Genomic DNA, 15,845 nt, shown 5'->3' on the forward strand with positions numbered 1-15,845 from the left:
GCCGACGCCGCCGACGCCGCCCGCGCCGCCGACGCCGCCCGCGCCGTCGCCGCCGGTGCCGCCCGAGCCGCCGACGCCGCCGGTGCCGCCCACGCTCGAGGAAGCGGAGCCCGAAGAGGGCGAGCTCCCTCCGCCGCCGCAATGCAAGCAGAATCCACCGAGAACCAAGGAAAGAAGGATAGAATGTCGACGCATGTGACCTCCGCGCGGGAGGTCACATTGTCATGTTCACAGCGCGTCCACCAACGGAAGCACCTTTACGCGCGTCGACACGAGCGCGGGCTGCCCCCTCGGGCATTACGGCGCGAGCCGCACGAGCCCGAAATCCGTCCCGCTCTTCGGGTTGAACCCGCGACCGGCGAGGACGACCTTTCCATCCGGCTGGAGCAGCCCGTCGTACGCGCCCCACGGCCCCGGCGCCGCGACGAGCGCGCGCCCCGCATTGCCGAAGCTCAGGTCGGGTTTGCCGTCGGGCAAATACTTGAAGACCACCATCGTCTCGCGGTCGAGCACTTGCGTGGTCGCGAGGTAGAACGAGCCGTCCGGCAGCGGCACGACCGCGGGGGGGTCGGACGTGATGACGCTCGCGACGTTCTGCCGGACGAAACCATTCTCGCCGAACGTCATGTCTCGCACGCCTTTGTCGTCGAAGCGCGTGATGCCGACCTCGAAGTTGCTGATGTTTCCCGGCGACAAGAACACGCCCGCCGCGAGAAATCCTCCGTTCGCTTCGCGCGCAATGCGGTTGAGCAAGGCGCTGTTCGGCACCGTCGCCACGCCCGCATTGCCGAAGGACGCGTCGAGCGCGCCGCTCGGGAGCACGCGGAGCACGAACGAAGCAGTTTGATCTTTGTAGCCCGTGGCGACGATCGAGCCGTCGTCGAGCACCACGAGGTCGAAGACCTGCCCGAGAACCTCGGGAAACGTCACCGCCCCATCGCCGTCGAAGCTCGTATCGAGCGCGCCCGTCGCGAGGAGCCTCGCAAAATAGGCGGTCCCGTAGATCGAACCATTCCCGACCCCGCCCATCACCACGCGCCCGTCGCCGTCGATGCCCAGCGCGGTCGGCCTGCCATGCGTCGCCTCCGGCAGGTTGACCACGCCATTCGCGCCGAAGCTCGCATCGGGCAGGCCCGCCGCGTCGAGACGCACGACCCGGCGGTTGGTCGAGCCGACGGGCATGCCCGCGACGACCGTCTTGCCGTCCGCTTGCAGCACGACGTCCACGGCTTTCCCCAGGGTGTCGAGCACGACGACGCCGCCCGCGCCGAAGCCCGCGTCGGGCGCGCCGTCCGGCAGGTGCCGCGTGATCATGGCATTCGTGATGTCCGTGAAGCCGCCCGTCGTGCCGGCCGAGACGATCTTGCCGTCCGCGCCGAGCTTCATCGAAAAGGCGATGTCCCGCGTCGCGCCCGATTGCAGCGTGCCGACGCCTCCCGGGCCGCCATACGTGGTGTCCTGCACGCCGAGCGGCGCGAGCCGCGTGACCGTGGCGCCGAGGGTCGAAAAAGTCTGGCGGCCGGCGGCGACGACGCTTCCATCCGGGGCCACGGTGATATCGCGGACCGCGCCCTGCTTGGGGAGCTGCGCGAGGCCTGCCGTGCCGTAATTCGCGTCGAGGGTCCCGTCGGCGGCGAAATGCGCGACGGCGTAGGAGGTCTTCGAGCGGAAGACGACGAACACCGAGCCATCCGGCTTGAGGCTCAGCGACTCCGCGGAGGCCGAGCCGCCGGCGGCGTCGCTGACCGTGGCCAGGCCATCGCCTTCGCCGTACGTCGTGTCGGCCTTGCCGCTCGCGTCGAGGCGCAAGACCGCGCTGGAGTCCACGACGGCGCCGGCCACGAGGATCTTGCCGTCCGGCGCGACGGCGCAGATCGAGCCGGCATAGGCGGTCGTCCAGTCCGCATACTTCGACAGGTTGAGGAGCGGCGTCACGAGGATGCCGTCGTCGTCGAAGCTCGGATCGAGCGCCCCATTCGGCAGGAGGCGCACGAGGGTCGTGCCGCTGTCATTGCCGTTTCTCCCGCAGAGGACGATCTTGCCCTCGCTCGTGAGGGCCACGGCCGAGGCGAACGACCCGTTGTCGAATGGGGTCTCGACGACGCCCGCCTCCCCGAACGTCGTATCCACGCTCCCGTCGGCGTTGAAGCGCTGCACGAGGTGTCGGTACGGCGCGTACCACCCGCCCTGGCCGGCGACGACGATCTTGCCGTCGGGCTGGAGCGCGATCGCGAACGCCGTCCCTTTTTCGCCGAGCACGAGGCCTCCCTCGCCGAAGGAGGCGACAGGCTTGCCGGTCGCGTCGAAGCGCGCGACGAGCACGTGGTCCATGCCGAACTGCGACGAGGCCAGGCCCGCGGCGAGGATGTCGCCGTTCGGCGCGACGATCACGCCGTGGAACGAGGCGCGGCTCCGGGTCGTCGCGAGCACCTTGCCGCCCTCGCCGAACGAGGGGTCGAGCGTGCCGTCGGCGTTGGCGCGGAAGAGAAAGCCCTCGCCATAATGATAGTCCGACGTGCCGCCGGCGATGAGGACCTTGCCGTCGGGCTGGCGCGCGGAGGCGTGGATGAGATCCGGGTTCGCCCGGGTCCCGGCGGCCGTGGCGACGCCCTCCACGCCGAAGCTCGGATCGAGCGGCACGAAGGCCTCGGGGACGCCGCCGCCACCGCCCGCGCCGCCGACGCCGCCGGAGCCGCCGGAGCCGCCGACGCCGCCCGAGCCGCCCGCGCCCCCGGACGCGCCCGCGCCGCCGCCCCCCGACGCGCCCGCGCCGCCGGAGCCGCCGACGCCGCCCGAACCGCCGGCGTTCGATGTATTGGAGCTTGAAGAGGAACCGTCTCCGCCGCCGCAATGCAGGCAGAAACCGCCGAGGACCAATGAAAGAAGGAAGAAATGTCGACGCATGTGACCTCCGCGAAGGAGGTCACGTTGTCATGCTCACGGCTCTTCCACCATCGGGAACACTTCCACGCCGAGCGACTTCAGCGCGACGGCGCCTTCCGGCGGCTTCGCCTCTTTGAAAGCATTCATCTGATCGCGCGTCTCCCAGAGGCTGATGGTCATTCCTTTTCCGGTCGCCGGATCCGTCACGAAATAACTTGCTTTGCATCCGGGCTGCTTTCGCATCCAGGCCCGGTGGGCGCGCGCCTTCTCCAGGTCCGCCTCGCTCGCCTTCTCGTGCGTCACCACCCGGCAAAAGCCTTTCGTGGGCACCGACGACGCCGACTTCTCGTTCGCCTTCCACAGGTTCGCCGCGGCCCACAGCTTGCCGATCTGCAGCACGGGGTGCGCGCCCTCGACGCCGTAGTCCTCCGGCGTCACCACGCGGCCGCGTACCGAGAAGTAGCCGGTTCGAAGGCCGAACTCGTCGGTCACGGCGTACTGACCGCCCGCGGCGGTCACATGGTACAGGCTGTCGTCGATCGTCACCTTGTTGCCGTCGACGTGGGTCTTGCTCGCCATGGGCGTACACTACCAGAGCTCGGCGGCTCTTCCGCCTTTGAAGCTCACGGGTTCGTCCCTTCTTTGCTACCCTCCGCCCGGCGTCATGACCGCACGTGAAGACAGGGCAGGGGGCGAAGGACTCGGGCGTAGGGTGCGTCTCGTCCCCGGGGGCATCGAGATCGCCGGCAACGTCGTCCCGCTGCGCGCGGGCTCCGTCCACTACTGGCGCCTCGATCCGAACGAGTGGCGCGCTTGCCTCGAAGCCGTCAAGGCCATGGGCCTCGGCCTCGTCGACACCTACATCCCCTGGGGCGTCCACGAGGTCGCGCCCGGCAAACTCGAGCTCGGCGCGACCGACCCGCAGCGCGACATCACGCGCTTCTGCCGCATCGCCGAGGAGCTCGGGCTCTACGTCATCGCCCGCCCCGGCCCCCACATCAACGCCGAGCTCACGTACTTCGGCCTCCCCGAGCGCATCGTCTGGGACCCGGCCTGCCAGGCGCGTTCACCCGACCAGAACCCGGTCATGCTCCCGATGCTCCCGTTCGCGTTCCCGGTCCCGAGCTACGCGAGCGACGCCTTCCACGACGAGGCCGCGCGGTACTTCCAGGCCCTCGGCCCCGTCCTCGCGCCGCTGCTCTACCCGAACGGGCCGATCGTCCTCTTCCAGATCGACAACGAAGGCGCCCTCTACTTCCGCGACGGCGCCTACGACCAGGACTACCACCCCGACGCGATCCGCCTGTACCGCGAGTTTCTCCGGGAGAAATACGGCACCATCGACGCCCTGCGCGCCTCCTACGGCACCGAGCTCGCCGAGGGCGAGGTCCCGTCGAGCCGCCGCGGCGAGGTCAAACGCTTCTCCTCGATCGACCCTCCGCGCAAGCTCGACGCCGAGCGCCCGCGCGACCTCGCGCGCCACCTCGACTGGTCCGAGTTCCACGAGCACCTGCTCGCCACGGCGTTTCAGCGCCTCGGCCGCGCGCTCGTCGCCGCCGGCATGGACGGGCTGCCCACGACGCACAACCTCCCGCCGGGCCAGGACGCGACGCCCCTCAACGCCGCGCGCGTGACCAAGGTCGTCGACCTCGTCGGCCTCGACTACTACCACACGGCCGATCCCACGAGCCGCGCCATCATCGCGCGCCGCACGAGCGAGCTCGCCACGCGCTCGGAGGCCCTCGCCGTTCCCGCGTTTGCCTGCGAGATGGGCGCGGGCTTTCCGCCGTTCTTCCCGCCGCTCGACGAGCGTGATGGCGCCTTCACCGTCCTCTGCGCCCTCGCGTACGGCCTGCGCGGCTTCAACGTGTACATGGCCGTCGAGCGCGACCGCTGGATCGGCGCGCCCATCGATCGCCACGGCCGCGCGCGCCCGTACGCCGTCTTCTGGCGGAAGCTCAGCGCCGCCCTCGATCAGACGAGCTTTCACGAGCTGCGCCGAAAGACGCCCGTCCGCATCCTCATCCCTCGCACCGAGCGCAGGCTCGCGCGCGTCATGCACGCGTTCGGCCCGCTCTCCGGCGCGTTTTTCTCGATCGTCGGGGCTGGCGCGCGTGAGCGTTGCGTCGAGGACGACCTCGGCCTCGGTTATCCGGTCGCCATCGAGGCCGACAACTTCGCCCGCGCCTTCGAGGAGGCCCTCGAAGCGCGCGGCGTGCCCTTCGCCGTCGTCGGCGGCGAGGACCGGGACATCGCGCTCGGCGACGCGCGCTGGCTCATCTGCGCGACCTCCGGCGCCTTGAAGCCCGAGCTCTTCGAGCGGCTCGCCGAGGCCCATGCGCGCGGCGCGCGCGTCACGATCGGCCCGCGGGAGCCTCGCTTCGACGGCGCGTTCCGGCCGCTCGACGTCCCCTTCGACCTCGGCCGCCTCGGCGAGGGCGGCCCCCTCACCGGCGACGTCCCCGCCGCGGCCGACGCGGCCGTCTCGCACGCGATCGAGACGCTCAGCCTGCCGGCGTACGCCTGCGATCCCGGCGGCGTCTACGTCACCGTGCACGAGGATGCCTCGGGGGCGCCGCGTGTCCTCTTCATCGTCAATCCTTCCGAGCGGGACATCGTCACGCGCGTGAGCGCAGGCGCGGCGCGCACGAAGGCGACCGACCTCATCGACGATTCCACGTTCGAGGCCCGCGCGGGCACGCTCGAGGTGCGCATGAAGCCGCGCACGGTGCGCATGCTGGCATTGCGATGACCACGGAGGGGCATATCCGTTGCTAGGCGCCTTGCCGCGCCCTTGCTTCGGAGGTGCTCGATGAAGAACGTCATTCTCGTGGGATCGGCGGCCCTCTCCCTGGTCGTCGCCGTCGGCCTGGCCGCGTGTAGCGGAAGCGAGCTCAGTGGAGCTTACCAAGGGGCTCCGGAGCCGCCCGGTGGCGACGTCGTGGCGCCGCCGCCCCCGCCGCCTCCGCCCTCGGAGGGCAGCGACGCGGGCACCGACGCCGCTGCACCTTTTGCGTGCGAGGGCCTCGACAAGGACAGCCCTGTCATCCTGTACCTCTCGGCGGACGATTCGAACTCGATGGGCTCTCCGGTGCAGATCCGCGAGCTCTTGAACAAGGGCATCACGCCCTCGGCGAACCTCGTCCGCACCTACGAATTCCTCAATTACTACCGCATCCAGTACCCCGCGCCGCCCACGGGCGACCTCTCGATCTTCGCGCACCTCGGCGAGACCCAGGTCGCGGGGGAGCTCGACCTCCAGCTCGGCGTCCGCTCCTTCGATGCCGTCAAGCCGCGCCGCCCCATGACGATCACGTTCGTCCTCGACACCTCCGGCTCCATGGACGGCGAGCCCATCGACCGCGAGCGCGCCACCGTCGAGGCCATCGCGAAGAGCCTCGCCGAGGGCGACATCGTCAACGCCGTCACCTGGAACACGAGCAACAACATCGTCCTCTCCGGCCACAAGGTCACGGGCCCGAACGATCCCGCGGTGCTCGCGATGGCTCAATCCATCCAGGCGAGCGGCGGCACCGATCTTTCGAATGGCCTCAAAACGGGCTATGAGCTCGCGGGCCAGCATTACGGAACGGGCCGCATCAACCGCGTGATCCTCATCAGCGACGGCGGCGCCAACGTCGGCGTCACGGACGAGGACCTCATCGGCCTGCAATCGAAGGACGCCGACAAGGAGGGCATCTACCTCGTCGGCGTCGGCGCCGGCCCCGGCGAGAACTACAACGACCTGCTCATGGATACCGTCACGGACAAAGGCCGCGGCGCGTACGTGTATCTCGACAGCCCGGCCGAGGCGGAGCGTATGTTCGTCGACCGATTCGACGAGACGATGGAGGTCGCCGCGCGCGGCGTGCGGGTCGAGATCACGCTGCCCTGGTACATGCGCATGTACAAGTTCTACGGCGAGGAGTACTCGACGAACCCCGAGGAGATCGAGCCGCAGCACCTCGCCCCGAGCGACGCGATGATCTTCAACCAGGTCGTCAAAGCGTGCGACGCGTCGGTCGTCGATCCGAACGACAGCATCACGGTCGTCGCGCGCTGGAAGACCCCGCTCACGTATCTCGACCGCGAGGTGAAGGTCACGATGACGCTCGCCGAGCTGCTCGCTGCCCCGAAGCCCCAGCTCGCCAAGGGCAAGGCCATCGTCGCTTATGCCGAGGCCCTCAAGAACCCGAGCCAGGAGGCCTTCGCGAGCGCGCTCGCGCTCATCGAGGAAGCGAAGGCCGGCGCCGCCGATCCGGAGCTCGACGAAATCGCCGCGCTCCTCGTCAAGCATCCGGCCTTCGTCCAGCCCTGAGCCGGGCGGGACGAACGGCGCTGTTGCTTCTGCGCCGGAGCTCTTTTAAAAGGGGCCGTGCGAACGATTGCGAAGATTCTCGGAGGCCTGCTCACGTGGAGCCTCCTCTGGGCCGGCTGCAGCGACGATTCCCAGCAAACGACCGACGATCCGCTCGCCGGCCTCCCCGCGACCTATGCCCGCGTCCAGTGCGGCCGCGTCTTCGCCTGCTGCGACGCGGCCGAGCGCGACGACGTGCTCCTCTTCGACCCGGTCCCGGCGACCCAGGCCGAATGCGAGAGCCGGTACGAGAGCTTCTTCGGCGCCGTCGTCGTCGATCTCCGCAAGGGCATCGAGGCCGGCCGCATCGTGTACGACGCGGCGCGCGCCGACGCTTGCTTCACGAAGGCCGAGTCCGCGACCTGCGGCGATTTCTTCGGCTCCGATTTCCTCGACGAGGACCCCGATTGCGAGGCCGCGTTCCAGGGCACCGTCGCGCTCGGCGGCGCCTGTCTCGGCGACGACGAATGCAAGGACCCCGGCGCCTCCTGCGCGGGCGCCTCGGGCGCGGACCTCGGCACCTGCAAGGCCCCGCCCGGCGAGGGCGAGGCTTGCCAGGACGGCCTCTGCGGCCCGGGCCTCACGTGCCGGCTCGACGAGGGCATGCTGAAATGCGTCGCCCCCACGGCCGACGGCGCCGCGTGCGACCTCGACATCGATTGCAAGAGCGGCTATTGCGATTTCCAGGCCGGCGTCTGCGCCGAGCCCGCGCCCGAAGGCGGCGCGTGCGCCGTGAACGCGGGCTGCGCGAGTGGGTATTGCGACGTCGGGGCGGGGATGTGCGCCGCGAAGAAGGCCGACGGCGCGGCTTGCGTCACGAGCGTCGAATGCGCGAGCGGCTTCTGCGACGACGCCGCGGGCGCGGGCGCATGCGCTCCCACGAAGCCGGACGGCGCGGCCTGCATGGTCTCCGCCGAATGCGCGAGCGGCCTCTGTGACGCCGGCGCTTGCAGCCCGGGCACCGGCACCCCTGTCTGCGACGGCGTCTGACCGGACGAGAACCACGCCCCGCGGCGCACCTGCCATTCCGGTTGACGCGGCGCCTTTTTCATCCCACGTCCCCCTTCAGCGAGGCGTGCTGCCCATGGACCGAGACCGCTGGCTCTCCGTTGTGCTGAGGACGGCGCTGCTCGTCCTGTTTTTCTGGATGATCCGGACGATCGTCGTCCCGATTGTCCTGGGCGGCCTCTTCGCGCTGCTCCTGAGCCCCCTCGCCGAGAAGGTGAAGCCGCGGCTCGGCCGCGCCGCGCGCTACACGCCGGTCCTTTTCACGTTCGGCACGATCATCCTCGTCGTGATCCCGTTCGTCTTTTTCACGATCGAGGCCATCCAGTCGATCAGCGAGTTTTTGGCCCGCGACTGGACGCCGACGATCGAGCGCTTCCAGTCGTTCCTGACGGAGGGCATCGACATTCGGGGCCGGAGCATCCACATCGGCGGCCCTCAGCTCCAGACGGCCATCCAGAACATCGGTCAGCGCGCGGCGGCCATCGCGGCCTCGGCGGCCGGCGGCATGGCCGCGGCGCTCCCGGTGCTCATCCTGAACCTCTTCCTGTTCGGCGTCTCGCTTTATTATTTGCTGCGCGACGGCGGCAAGCTCGTCGGCTGGATGCACCGCCTCTCGCCGTTCCCGCCGAACCAGACGCGCGAGCTCTTTGCCTCCGTCCGCGAGACCGTCAATGGCGCCATCCTCGGCATCCTCGCGACGGCCGTGGTCCAGGGCAGCCTCACGCTGCTCGCCCTCAACGTGTTCGGCGTGCCAAACGCGTTTTTGCTCGGTGTCCTCGCCGCGCTGCTCTCGTTCATCCCGCTCGTCGGCACGACGCCGGTCACGGTGGGCTCGACGATCTACCTCTTCGTCACGGGGCACATCGGCGGCGCCATTGGAATGGCCGTCTCGGCTGTGATCATCGGCCTCTCCGACAACGTCGTGCGTCCGTGGGTGCAGAGCTCGTCGACCCGCATGCATCCGCTCATCGCGCTGCTCGGCATCTTCGGCGGCCTCGAGCTCTTCGGCCCGGTCGGCGTCTTCCTCGGCCCCGTCATCGCGGCCATGGCCGTCTGGACCGTCGACACCTACGCGAAGCTGCACCCGCCGCGCCGCGAGGCCAAAGCGCCGCCCACGGACGCGAGCGTGCCCCCGCCGAGCTCCGCGCCCCCGGCGGAAACCCCGCCGTCGTGAGCCCTCACAACCACCCCTGTTCCCGGTAAAACCTCGCCGCGTCCGCGAGCGACACGTCGAGCGGCCGCGAGCCATACCCGAGCTCCCGCGCCGCCCGCTCCGACGACATCCGCACCCGGAGCGTGCTCTGCAAGGCCATTTCGTGCGTCAGCATGGGCGGCCGTCCGGTGAGCCGCGACGCGCTTTCCATCAAGAACGACAGACCCATCACCGCGCGATCCGGCAGCGTGAAGCGCGGCGCCTTCCCACCTGCCGCGGCCGCGATCCGCGTGAGCAGCGCGCGCACCGAGAGCGCCTCGCCGCCGAGGATGTAATGCCGCCCCGAGGTCCCCCGCTCGGCGGCCGCGAGGTGCGCCGTCGCCACGTCCCGCACGTCGCACGTCGTCCGGATCCCGTTTGGCGCGGCGATCGTCGTGCCCTTCCGCGTCGCTGAAAAGAGCGGCAGCACGTTGCGTTTCCAGTCGCCCGGACCGAACACCGCCACGGGGTGCGTGATCACCACGAAGAGCCCCTCGCGCCCCGCCCGCTCCACCTCCTGCTCCGCCAGCCATTTCGTGTGCGGATAGACCATCTGGAGCGGCGCGAAATTGTACGCGCTCGACTCGTCGACCGTGACGATCGCCTCGGTCGAGGGATACGGCTTTCCGATCGTCGAGCCCGTCGACGTGAACACGAATCGATCGATGCCCGCGCGCCGCGCCGCGGAGAGCATGTTCCGCGTGCCCGTCACGTTCGTCCGCTCGATCTCCGCCCACTTCGCGCGCCACATCCGCACGTCGGCGGCGACGTGATACACGACGGACGCGCCGCGCATGGCCTCGGCCAGCGTCTCCACGTCGTCGAGATCCCCGCGCACGATTTCGAGCTCGGCCCGCGGCAAATCGCCCGGAAGCGCGTTGCTCCGCGACAGCGCGATCACGTGGTGCCCCGACGCGAGGAGCTGCCGCGTGATCTCCCAGCCGAGGAAGCCCGTCCCGCCCGTCACGAATGCGGTTTTTCGCCGCGGGATCGTGTTCATGCGCGTTTCCCTCGCCTGGGCGGCCGCGGGTGGGCGATGTAGGCGCGCGCCTCTGCTTCGGTCGCGAAGAACAGGACCTCCATGTCGGGCGGCGACGTCCCGAGGAACCGCGCCGCACGCACGACCATTTCGGCGAAGATCCGGGTCGCGAATTTCGCGCCGAAACAGACGTGGGTCATCGGGGTCGTGTGGCGTATGTCCTGGAGCACGCGCCGCGCCTCGACCGTCGCCCCGGTGACCGCGGAGAGGTCGCACAGCACGAAGGCATGGTCTTTCCCGGAAGCCCAGGACACTTGATAGGCGATGAGCGCGTCGATCGACGGCCCGTCGACCTCCCCCTCGAGGCGCATGGCGAAGATGTTCGGCTCCTCGGTCCACGCGACTTGCGCTCCGAAATGCCGCCGCTCTCCCGGCGTCGATTCCGCCATCGTCATTCCCCTCCGCGCTTCACCGGAGGAGGCTGCGCAGGCGCCCGCGCTCCTCGGCGAGCCACGCCCGCGCCTCGGCCTCCGAATGGAAGAAATCGAAGCGCATGTGCCGCTTCGAGAGCACCCGGACCGCGCTCAGCACCATTTTCGCGAGCGTCATCCCCGAGAACGACGCGCCGAACATGGCGATCGAGCCGGGCGCCGTCCGCTCGCGGGCCCATACGACCATGGCCTTTCGGGCGTCGGGGGTGACCGTTCCGAGCTTTCGCCCGTCGAGGAGGATGAGCCGGTAGCCATGGGCGGCTTCGAGCGCCTCGCGGGCGCGCTGCACGGAGAGCTCGACCTCGAGGTCGTAATTGCCGTCGAGCCGCGCCACGAGCAGATCTTCCTCGAAGGTCAGGTCGACGCGCGAGGGTTTCTCGGGTGGATTCATGGGACACCGTCACCACCTTTCGATCGGCCATCCGCGCTGCCGGGCGAGCCGTTCGAGCCGCGGATCGGGGTTCACGGCGATCGGCTCGGCCACCCGTTCGAGCAGCGGCACGTCGGTCACGCTGTCCGAATAAAACGTCGCTTCTTCGAGGGCAAACCCGAGCTTTTCAGCGAGCGTCTGCGCGCGCCGCACCTTGCCCGCGCCGAGGCAGAGCGGCCTCTCCGCCCGGCCCGTGAAATGGCCACGCCCGTCGACTTCGAGCTCCGTCCCCACGACGTGCTCGATCCCGAGACGCTGCGCCAGCGGCCGCGCCGCGTACTTCGTCGCGCCGGTCACGATCGCGCAGACGTCCCCCGCCGCCATGTGCCTCTTCACCGCGCGCCGCCCGGCGTCCGCGACGTGCGGCTCCACGTATTTGCCGAACCAGTCCTCGCAGCGCGTGACGAGCGTGCTCTCGGGCGTGCCCGAGAGCGGCGCGAGCGCCCTCTCCGCCATGCCCTCCGCGTCGAGAATGCCGAGCGTGTATTGCCCGACCCAGTAGAACGTCTTCAGGAGATCGAACGTCGATGCCTCGCCGATGTCGCGCAAATACCGCACGTACAGGCTCGCGGTCTCCTTGCGCACGAGCGTGCGATCCATGTCGAAGAGCGCCGCGCGGGGCTTCGGCGCGCTCATCGCGAAAACCCGTAGCCGCGCTGGAGCGTCGCCGAGAAGATGTTGCAGAGCGCGTGGAACACGACGCCCGCGCCGACGCCGCCCGTCCGCGCGCGGAGCCAGCCGAACACGAGCGACGGGAAAAACACCGCGAGCCTGTCCGGGCTCGGCACCGTCAAGAAGTGCCCGATCGCGAAGATGGCCGACGAGACCACGACACCCGGGCCGAGATCGGCGCCGAACACGCGCCACCGGGGCGCCCACGCGGCGTCGAGCTGGGTCTGGAGGTATCCCCGGAAAAACGCCTCCTCGGGGAGCGCCACGGCCAGGAAATGCCCGGAAATCTCGTTCCAGGGCGATTCGAAGCCCCGGAAGACGAAGGGCATCTTCACGCGCCAGAACAGCTTGAAGCCGAACCAGAACGGCGGAAAGATGATCGCCGCGAGCAAGAGCACCCAGAGCGAGGCCGTGGCCGCGTCGCGCATCAGCCTGCGCCGATCGAGCGGCAGCGGTTCGAGCAAACCGCCGAGCGAGAGCCCGTGCGCGCGGATCACGTGCTCGTCCGCGCGCAGGACGAGCCACCACGTGACCGCGAGGAACGCGAGCCCGACGGCCGTCCCCGCGTGATCCTTGGGCACGAGGTACGAGAGCGCGGTCACGAGGAGCGTCGTGGCGAGCACGGCGAGGAGCGGGCGGCGCGCGCTCGGCGCCTCGGGGACGGACGCGAGGGGCGCGGCGGGCGCGGGGCTCTCGGCGCCGAGGCCCGGTGCGGGCGGCGGCTCAGGGCTTTCGAGGGGGGCGGGAGGATCCGGGAGCACGCGCCGGCGAGGATAGCTTCGTCTGGTCGGCGATGCGAGTCCGTGGTCAAGGGGTCGTCCGGAAAGAACTTCGATTTTCTGGCCTTCCTGGGGACGGCAGGTAGAGTCGGCTCGTGGTGCTCGGTTCGCTTCTCCGCTCCCTGGCCCCGTCCTTCCTCGCGGCGCTCACGTTCGGCGCGGGCATGCTCTGCGCCGGCCCGGCGAGCGCGGTCTCGCCGTTCCTGGTGACGCCCGAGGCCTCGGTGGTCGAGGCGAGCCCGGCGTATCGATACGCGAACATGACGGACGACGAGGCGTTCGCCGAGCTCGATCGCCGGAGCCTGCCGTACGTGCGCGTCGAGCCCGTGCCCGGCGTGCGCGCGCCGATCCGGCTCACGGGTCGGCTGCACGGCGTATCCATCCATTCGGCGCTGCCGGAGGAGCAGCGGCCGACGTCGATGTTCGAGATCCTCGACGCGCGCCTGGCGCTCGCGCTCGACGATTTCACCGCGGTGCTCGAGCGTCACGAGATTGACGAGCTCGTGCACTACACGATGTACCGGCCGAACGTGCCCCGCGAGGTGCCCGTGACGGCGAAGAAGGAAACGCCGAAGAAGGCGGCGCCGAAGAAGGAAACGGCGAAACAAGAGGCGCCCAAAAAGGAAACGCCGAAAGCGGCAGCGCCGAAAGCGGAGGCGCCGAAAGCGGAAGCGCCGAAGACGAGCTCGAAGCTTGTTGCGGGGAATGCGGCGAAGGCGCCGGACCTCGGCAAGGGCTCGCTCGGGGCCAAGCCTTCGCACGAGGGCGCGGCGAAGGGCACGAAACACAAGGCGCCGGCCGTGGCCCAGGAGAAGCCGCGCGAGGTGGTGACGGCGAGCGAAAAGCCGAAATCCGCGCCGCGGCACGCCCCGAAGGCTGCCCCGCAGCACGCGCCGGCGAAGGCCGAGGCGAAGGCGGCGCCGGCGAAGCCCGAGGCGCAGGCGACGCCGGCAAAGGCCGAGGCGCAAGCGGCGCCGGCCAAGACCGAAGCGCAGGCGACGCCGGCAAAGGCCGAGGCGCAAGCGGCGCCGGCCAAGACCGTGCATCACCCGCGTTGGGCCCCGCCGGGCACGCGTCACCCCGCGGGGCTCGCGATCGACGTCGGCCGATTGCGAAAGAAGGACGGGACCTGGATCAGCGTCCTCGACCATTTCCACGGCAAGATCGGCGAAAAGACCTGCGGCGACGGCGTCCGGAAGCCCGAGCAGCCCGTCGCGCAGGAGCTCCGCGCCATCGTGTGCGAATCCCAGGACGCGGGCATCTTCACGTACGTGTTATCGCCGAATTACAACACCGACCACGCCGACCATTTCCACATGGAGATCAAGCCCGGCGTGCGGTGGTTCCTCGTGCACTGAGCGGCGCTAGCGGCAACCCATCGGGCGCACCGCGTTGGGAGGGCCGACCGTCCAGGCGCAGAGGAGCATGGCTCCAATGTAATTGTCGCTCGGGACCAGGGGCCGGACGTCGATCGACGCGGACGCGCCGCCCATGGCGACGCCCTGACTCTGTTCCAGCGAGGCGATGAACGCGCGCGTCGCGGCCTCGTGGCGGCCGGGCACGACATGGTGGTAGACGCCTCCGCCTCCCGGGGGCGGCTTCACGCCGGCGGGCGGCGCCGGAATGCCCGCGGGCCAGGGCAAAGGCGGCTTTCGTGCGCTGGAAAAATCCGAAAGCATGATCTCGATGGTCTCGGGCTTCCAGGGCGTCGCGCCCGGCGCGTCGAAGCTCGTGAGGCGCTGGTATGCCCGGACGAACACGGCCGGCGCCTCGCCCGTCTTCGCGGCGGTGGCCTTTCCATCCCGCCCGAGGCCCTCGACGGAAGCGTATTTCCATTGCGAGTCCTGGCGAAGCGCGATCCCCACCGTCGTCTGATCCTCCGCGGTCGTGACCGACATCTCCCGTGGCAGGGCCATGAAATCAGCCGTCGCGAGCTCCTCGACGAGTTTCCTCGCCGCCTCCGCGCCCACGTTCACGGTGAGCGCTTCGGCCTTGTTTCCCACGATTTTATGATAAACGACGAGCCCGTCTTCATACACGACGATCGTGGGCACGTCCGAGCCGAGGACCAGGAGCCAGGTATTCCTCTCGCGCAGCACCGCCAGCGGCTTGTGGTCGAGCTTGTCGAGGCCCTCGACCTCGAAGAGCGGCGAGGCATTGCGGGGAGGTTCTTTCGCGGTCGACGTCGGCGCGGCCGAAGCCGACGGCGTGAGAGGCGCGGACGGCCCGCGCTCGTCCGGGGGCGTGGCGTCGCGACAGCCGTAGGCCAGGGAGAGCAGCGCAAGGAGCGCCGTGACGCGGTGAGGGGGGAGGAGCATGCCTTTTCCTTCTACCGTCGCGGCCAGCGTTTTCGCAAGTGTGACTCACCATTGCAGCAGCACCCCGTGTTCGAGGTCGATGGGCAGCTTGAGGGTGCCGGCGAGGACGAGCTCGACGCGAGGGAGCGGGCCGTCCGAGAGCGTCGCAAACGGGAGATCGAGCTGGAGCGTGAGCGAAGCGAATCCGACCGACACGAAGGGCGCGAGATGCGCGCCGACGAATGCGGCCCGGTCCTTCGTCGCGCTTTCGAACGTGGCACCGACCTCGGCGCCGAAGATCGAGGTATTGATCTGCGGGCCGAACGAGACCCGCGCGCGCTCGAAGCCCACGGCGCTCGCCTGGACGAAGCCACCGAATCCCGCTCCCCGGCCGGACGCGTTCCCGTAATGCACGAACGTGACCTCGCCGCCGAGGAGACCCGCTGCGGTCTGCTCGGGGCCGAACACGATGCCGCCCATCGGCCCGACCGTGAAAACGTTCCACCCCTCGGCGCGGCTCGGGTTCGCGGAGACAAGGAGCGCGACGGCGACGGCGAGCGAGGTGATCCGGCGGCGCATGAACGGGGGAGCGTGGGGGGGCGCCTGCGCCCTGTCAATGGCAGAATATGCTCGCGTCCTCCCTCTTTCGAGGGATATGCTACGCGGCTGGCGCCGGAAGGAGAAAGGACTCTTCCGGGCCGTTCGGAGCAGCGTGGGACAGGTGACGGACACGAAGAGGTTTCGCCGGCGGCGGGCG

Annotated in this window: 15 protein-coding genes; 5 read left to right on the plus strand and 10 right to left on the minus strand. The window is 69.7% G+C overall.

The features are described from left to right. The 3 genes from QHF85_RS34770 to QHF85_RS34780 form a co-directional block, all read right to left on the minus strand. A partial coding sequence (locus tag QHF85_RS34770) for a hypothetical protein (RefSeq protein WP_281331689.1) occupies window positions 1-195 on the minus strand: 195 nt, incomplete at its 3' end. Window positions 196-297: 102 nt separating this feature from the next. Next, the gene (locus tag QHF85_RS34775) at window positions 298-2,904 is read right to left on the minus strand and encodes a delta-60 repeat domain-containing protein (RefSeq protein ID WP_281331690.1); all 2,607 of its coding nucleotides are present in this window, start codon (window positions 2,902-2,904) and stop codon (window positions 298-300) included. 33 nt (window positions 2,905-2,937) lie between these two features. Continuing rightward, window positions 2,938-3,462, minus strand: coding sequence for a hypothetical protein (locus QHF85_RS34780; RefSeq protein ID WP_281331691.1), 525 nt, complete (start codon window positions 3,460-3,462; stop codon window positions 2,938-2,940). A 133-nt stretch (window positions 3,463-3,595) separates the two neighbouring features. Here QHF85_RS34780 and QHF85_RS34785 point away from each other — a divergent pair, with 133 nt between their 5' ends. The 4 genes from QHF85_RS34785 (at window position 3,596) to QHF85_RS34800 (ending at window position 9,422) form a co-directional block, all read left to right on the plus strand. Beyond that, the gene (locus QHF85_RS34785; protein WP_281331692.1) at window positions 3,596-5,635 is read left to right on the plus strand and encodes a beta-galactosidase; all 2,040 of its coding nucleotides are present in this window, start codon (window positions 3,596-3,598) and stop codon (window positions 5,633-5,635) included. 60 nt (window positions 5,636-5,695) lie between these two features. After that, window positions 5,696-7,201 carry a VWA domain-containing protein gene (locus QHF85_RS34790; RefSeq protein ID WP_281331693.1) on the plus strand — a complete coding sequence of 502 codons (1,506 nt, stop codon included), beginning with the start codon at window positions 5,696-5,698 and terminating at the stop codon, window positions 7,199-7,201. A gap of 57 nt (window positions 7,202-7,258) precedes the next feature. Continuing rightward, window positions 7,259-8,230: a hypothetical protein gene (locus QHF85_RS34795; RefSeq protein ID WP_281331694.1), complete on the plus strand. Its 972-nt coding sequence runs from the start codon at window positions 7,259-7,261 to the stop codon at window positions 8,228-8,230. Between the two features lie 94 nt (window positions 8,231-8,324). Next, the gene (locus QHF85_RS34800) at window positions 8,325-9,422 is read left to right on the plus strand and encodes an AI-2E family transporter (RefSeq protein ID WP_281331695.1); all 1,098 of its coding nucleotides are present in this window, start codon (window positions 8,325-8,327) and stop codon (window positions 9,420-9,422) included. A gap of 4 nt (window positions 9,423-9,426) precedes the next feature. Here QHF85_RS34800 and QHF85_RS34805 read toward each other — a convergent pair whose 3' ends face one another. The 5 genes from QHF85_RS34805 to mrtC are packed head-to-tail and all read right to left on the minus strand — an operon-like array spanning window position 9,427 to window position 12,773. Further along, complete coding sequence (locus tag QHF85_RS34805; RefSeq protein ID WP_281331696.1) at window positions 9,427-10,440, minus strand: NAD-dependent epimerase/dehydratase family protein; 1,014 nt, start codon at window positions 10,438-10,440, stop codon at window positions 9,427-9,429. Beyond that, a complete protein-coding gene (locus QHF85_RS34810; RefSeq protein ID WP_281331697.1) occupies window positions 10,437-10,868 on the minus strand; it encodes a hypothetical protein in 432 nt (143 codons plus the stop codon). The genes QHF85_RS34805 and QHF85_RS34810 overlap by 4 nt, the downstream gene beginning before the upstream one ends. A 19-nt stretch (window positions 10,869-10,887) precedes the next feature. Then, complete coding sequence (locus tag QHF85_RS34815; protein WP_281331698.1) at window positions 10,888-11,301, minus strand: hypothetical protein; 414 nt, start codon at window positions 11,299-11,301, stop codon at window positions 10,888-10,890. Window positions 11,302-11,310: 9 nt separating this feature from the next. Continuing rightward, on the minus strand, window positions 11,311-11,976 hold the full coding sequence (locus QHF85_RS34820) for an HAD family hydrolase (protein ID WP_281331699.1): 666 nt from the start codon (window positions 11,974-11,976) through the stop codon (window positions 11,311-11,313). Continuing rightward, window positions 11,973-12,773, minus strand: coding sequence for a myxosortase MrtC (gene mrtC / locus QHF85_RS34825; RefSeq protein WP_281331700.1), 801 nt, complete (start codon window positions 12,771-12,773; stop codon window positions 11,973-11,975). Before mrtC ends, QHF85_RS34820 begins: the two co-directional genes overlap by 4 nt. A gap of 113 nt (window positions 12,774-12,886) precedes the next feature. On the opposite strand from mrtC, the gene QHF85_RS34830 reads away from it, so the two are divergent. After that, the gene (locus QHF85_RS34830) at window positions 12,887-14,149 is read left to right on the plus strand and encodes an extensin family protein (protein WP_281331701.1); all 1,263 of its coding nucleotides are present in this window, start codon (window positions 12,887-12,889) and stop codon (window positions 14,147-14,149) included. Between the two features lie 6 nt (window positions 14,150-14,155). On the opposite strand, the gene QHF85_RS34835 is transcribed toward QHF85_RS34830, so the two are convergent. Both QHF85_RS34835 and QHF85_RS34840 read right to left on the minus strand, forming a co-directional pair. Continuing rightward, window positions 14,156-15,109 carry a hypothetical protein gene (locus tag QHF85_RS34835; RefSeq protein ID WP_281331702.1) on the minus strand — a complete coding sequence of 318 codons (954 nt, stop codon included), beginning with the start codon at window positions 15,107-15,109 and terminating at the stop codon, window positions 14,156-14,158. A gap of 45 nt (window positions 15,110-15,154) precedes the next feature. After that, window positions 15,155-15,667: a hypothetical protein gene (locus tag QHF85_RS34840; protein ID WP_281331703.1), complete on the minus strand. Its 513-nt coding sequence runs from the start codon at window positions 15,665-15,667 to the stop codon at window positions 15,155-15,157. Between the last annotated feature and the right edge of the window lie 178 nt (window positions 15,668-15,845).

It is taken from the genome of Polyangium sp. 6x1 (assembly GCF_029946515.1).
Classification (GTDB): domain Bacteria; phylum Myxococcota_A; class Polyangia; order Polyangiales; family Polyangiaceae; genus Polyangium.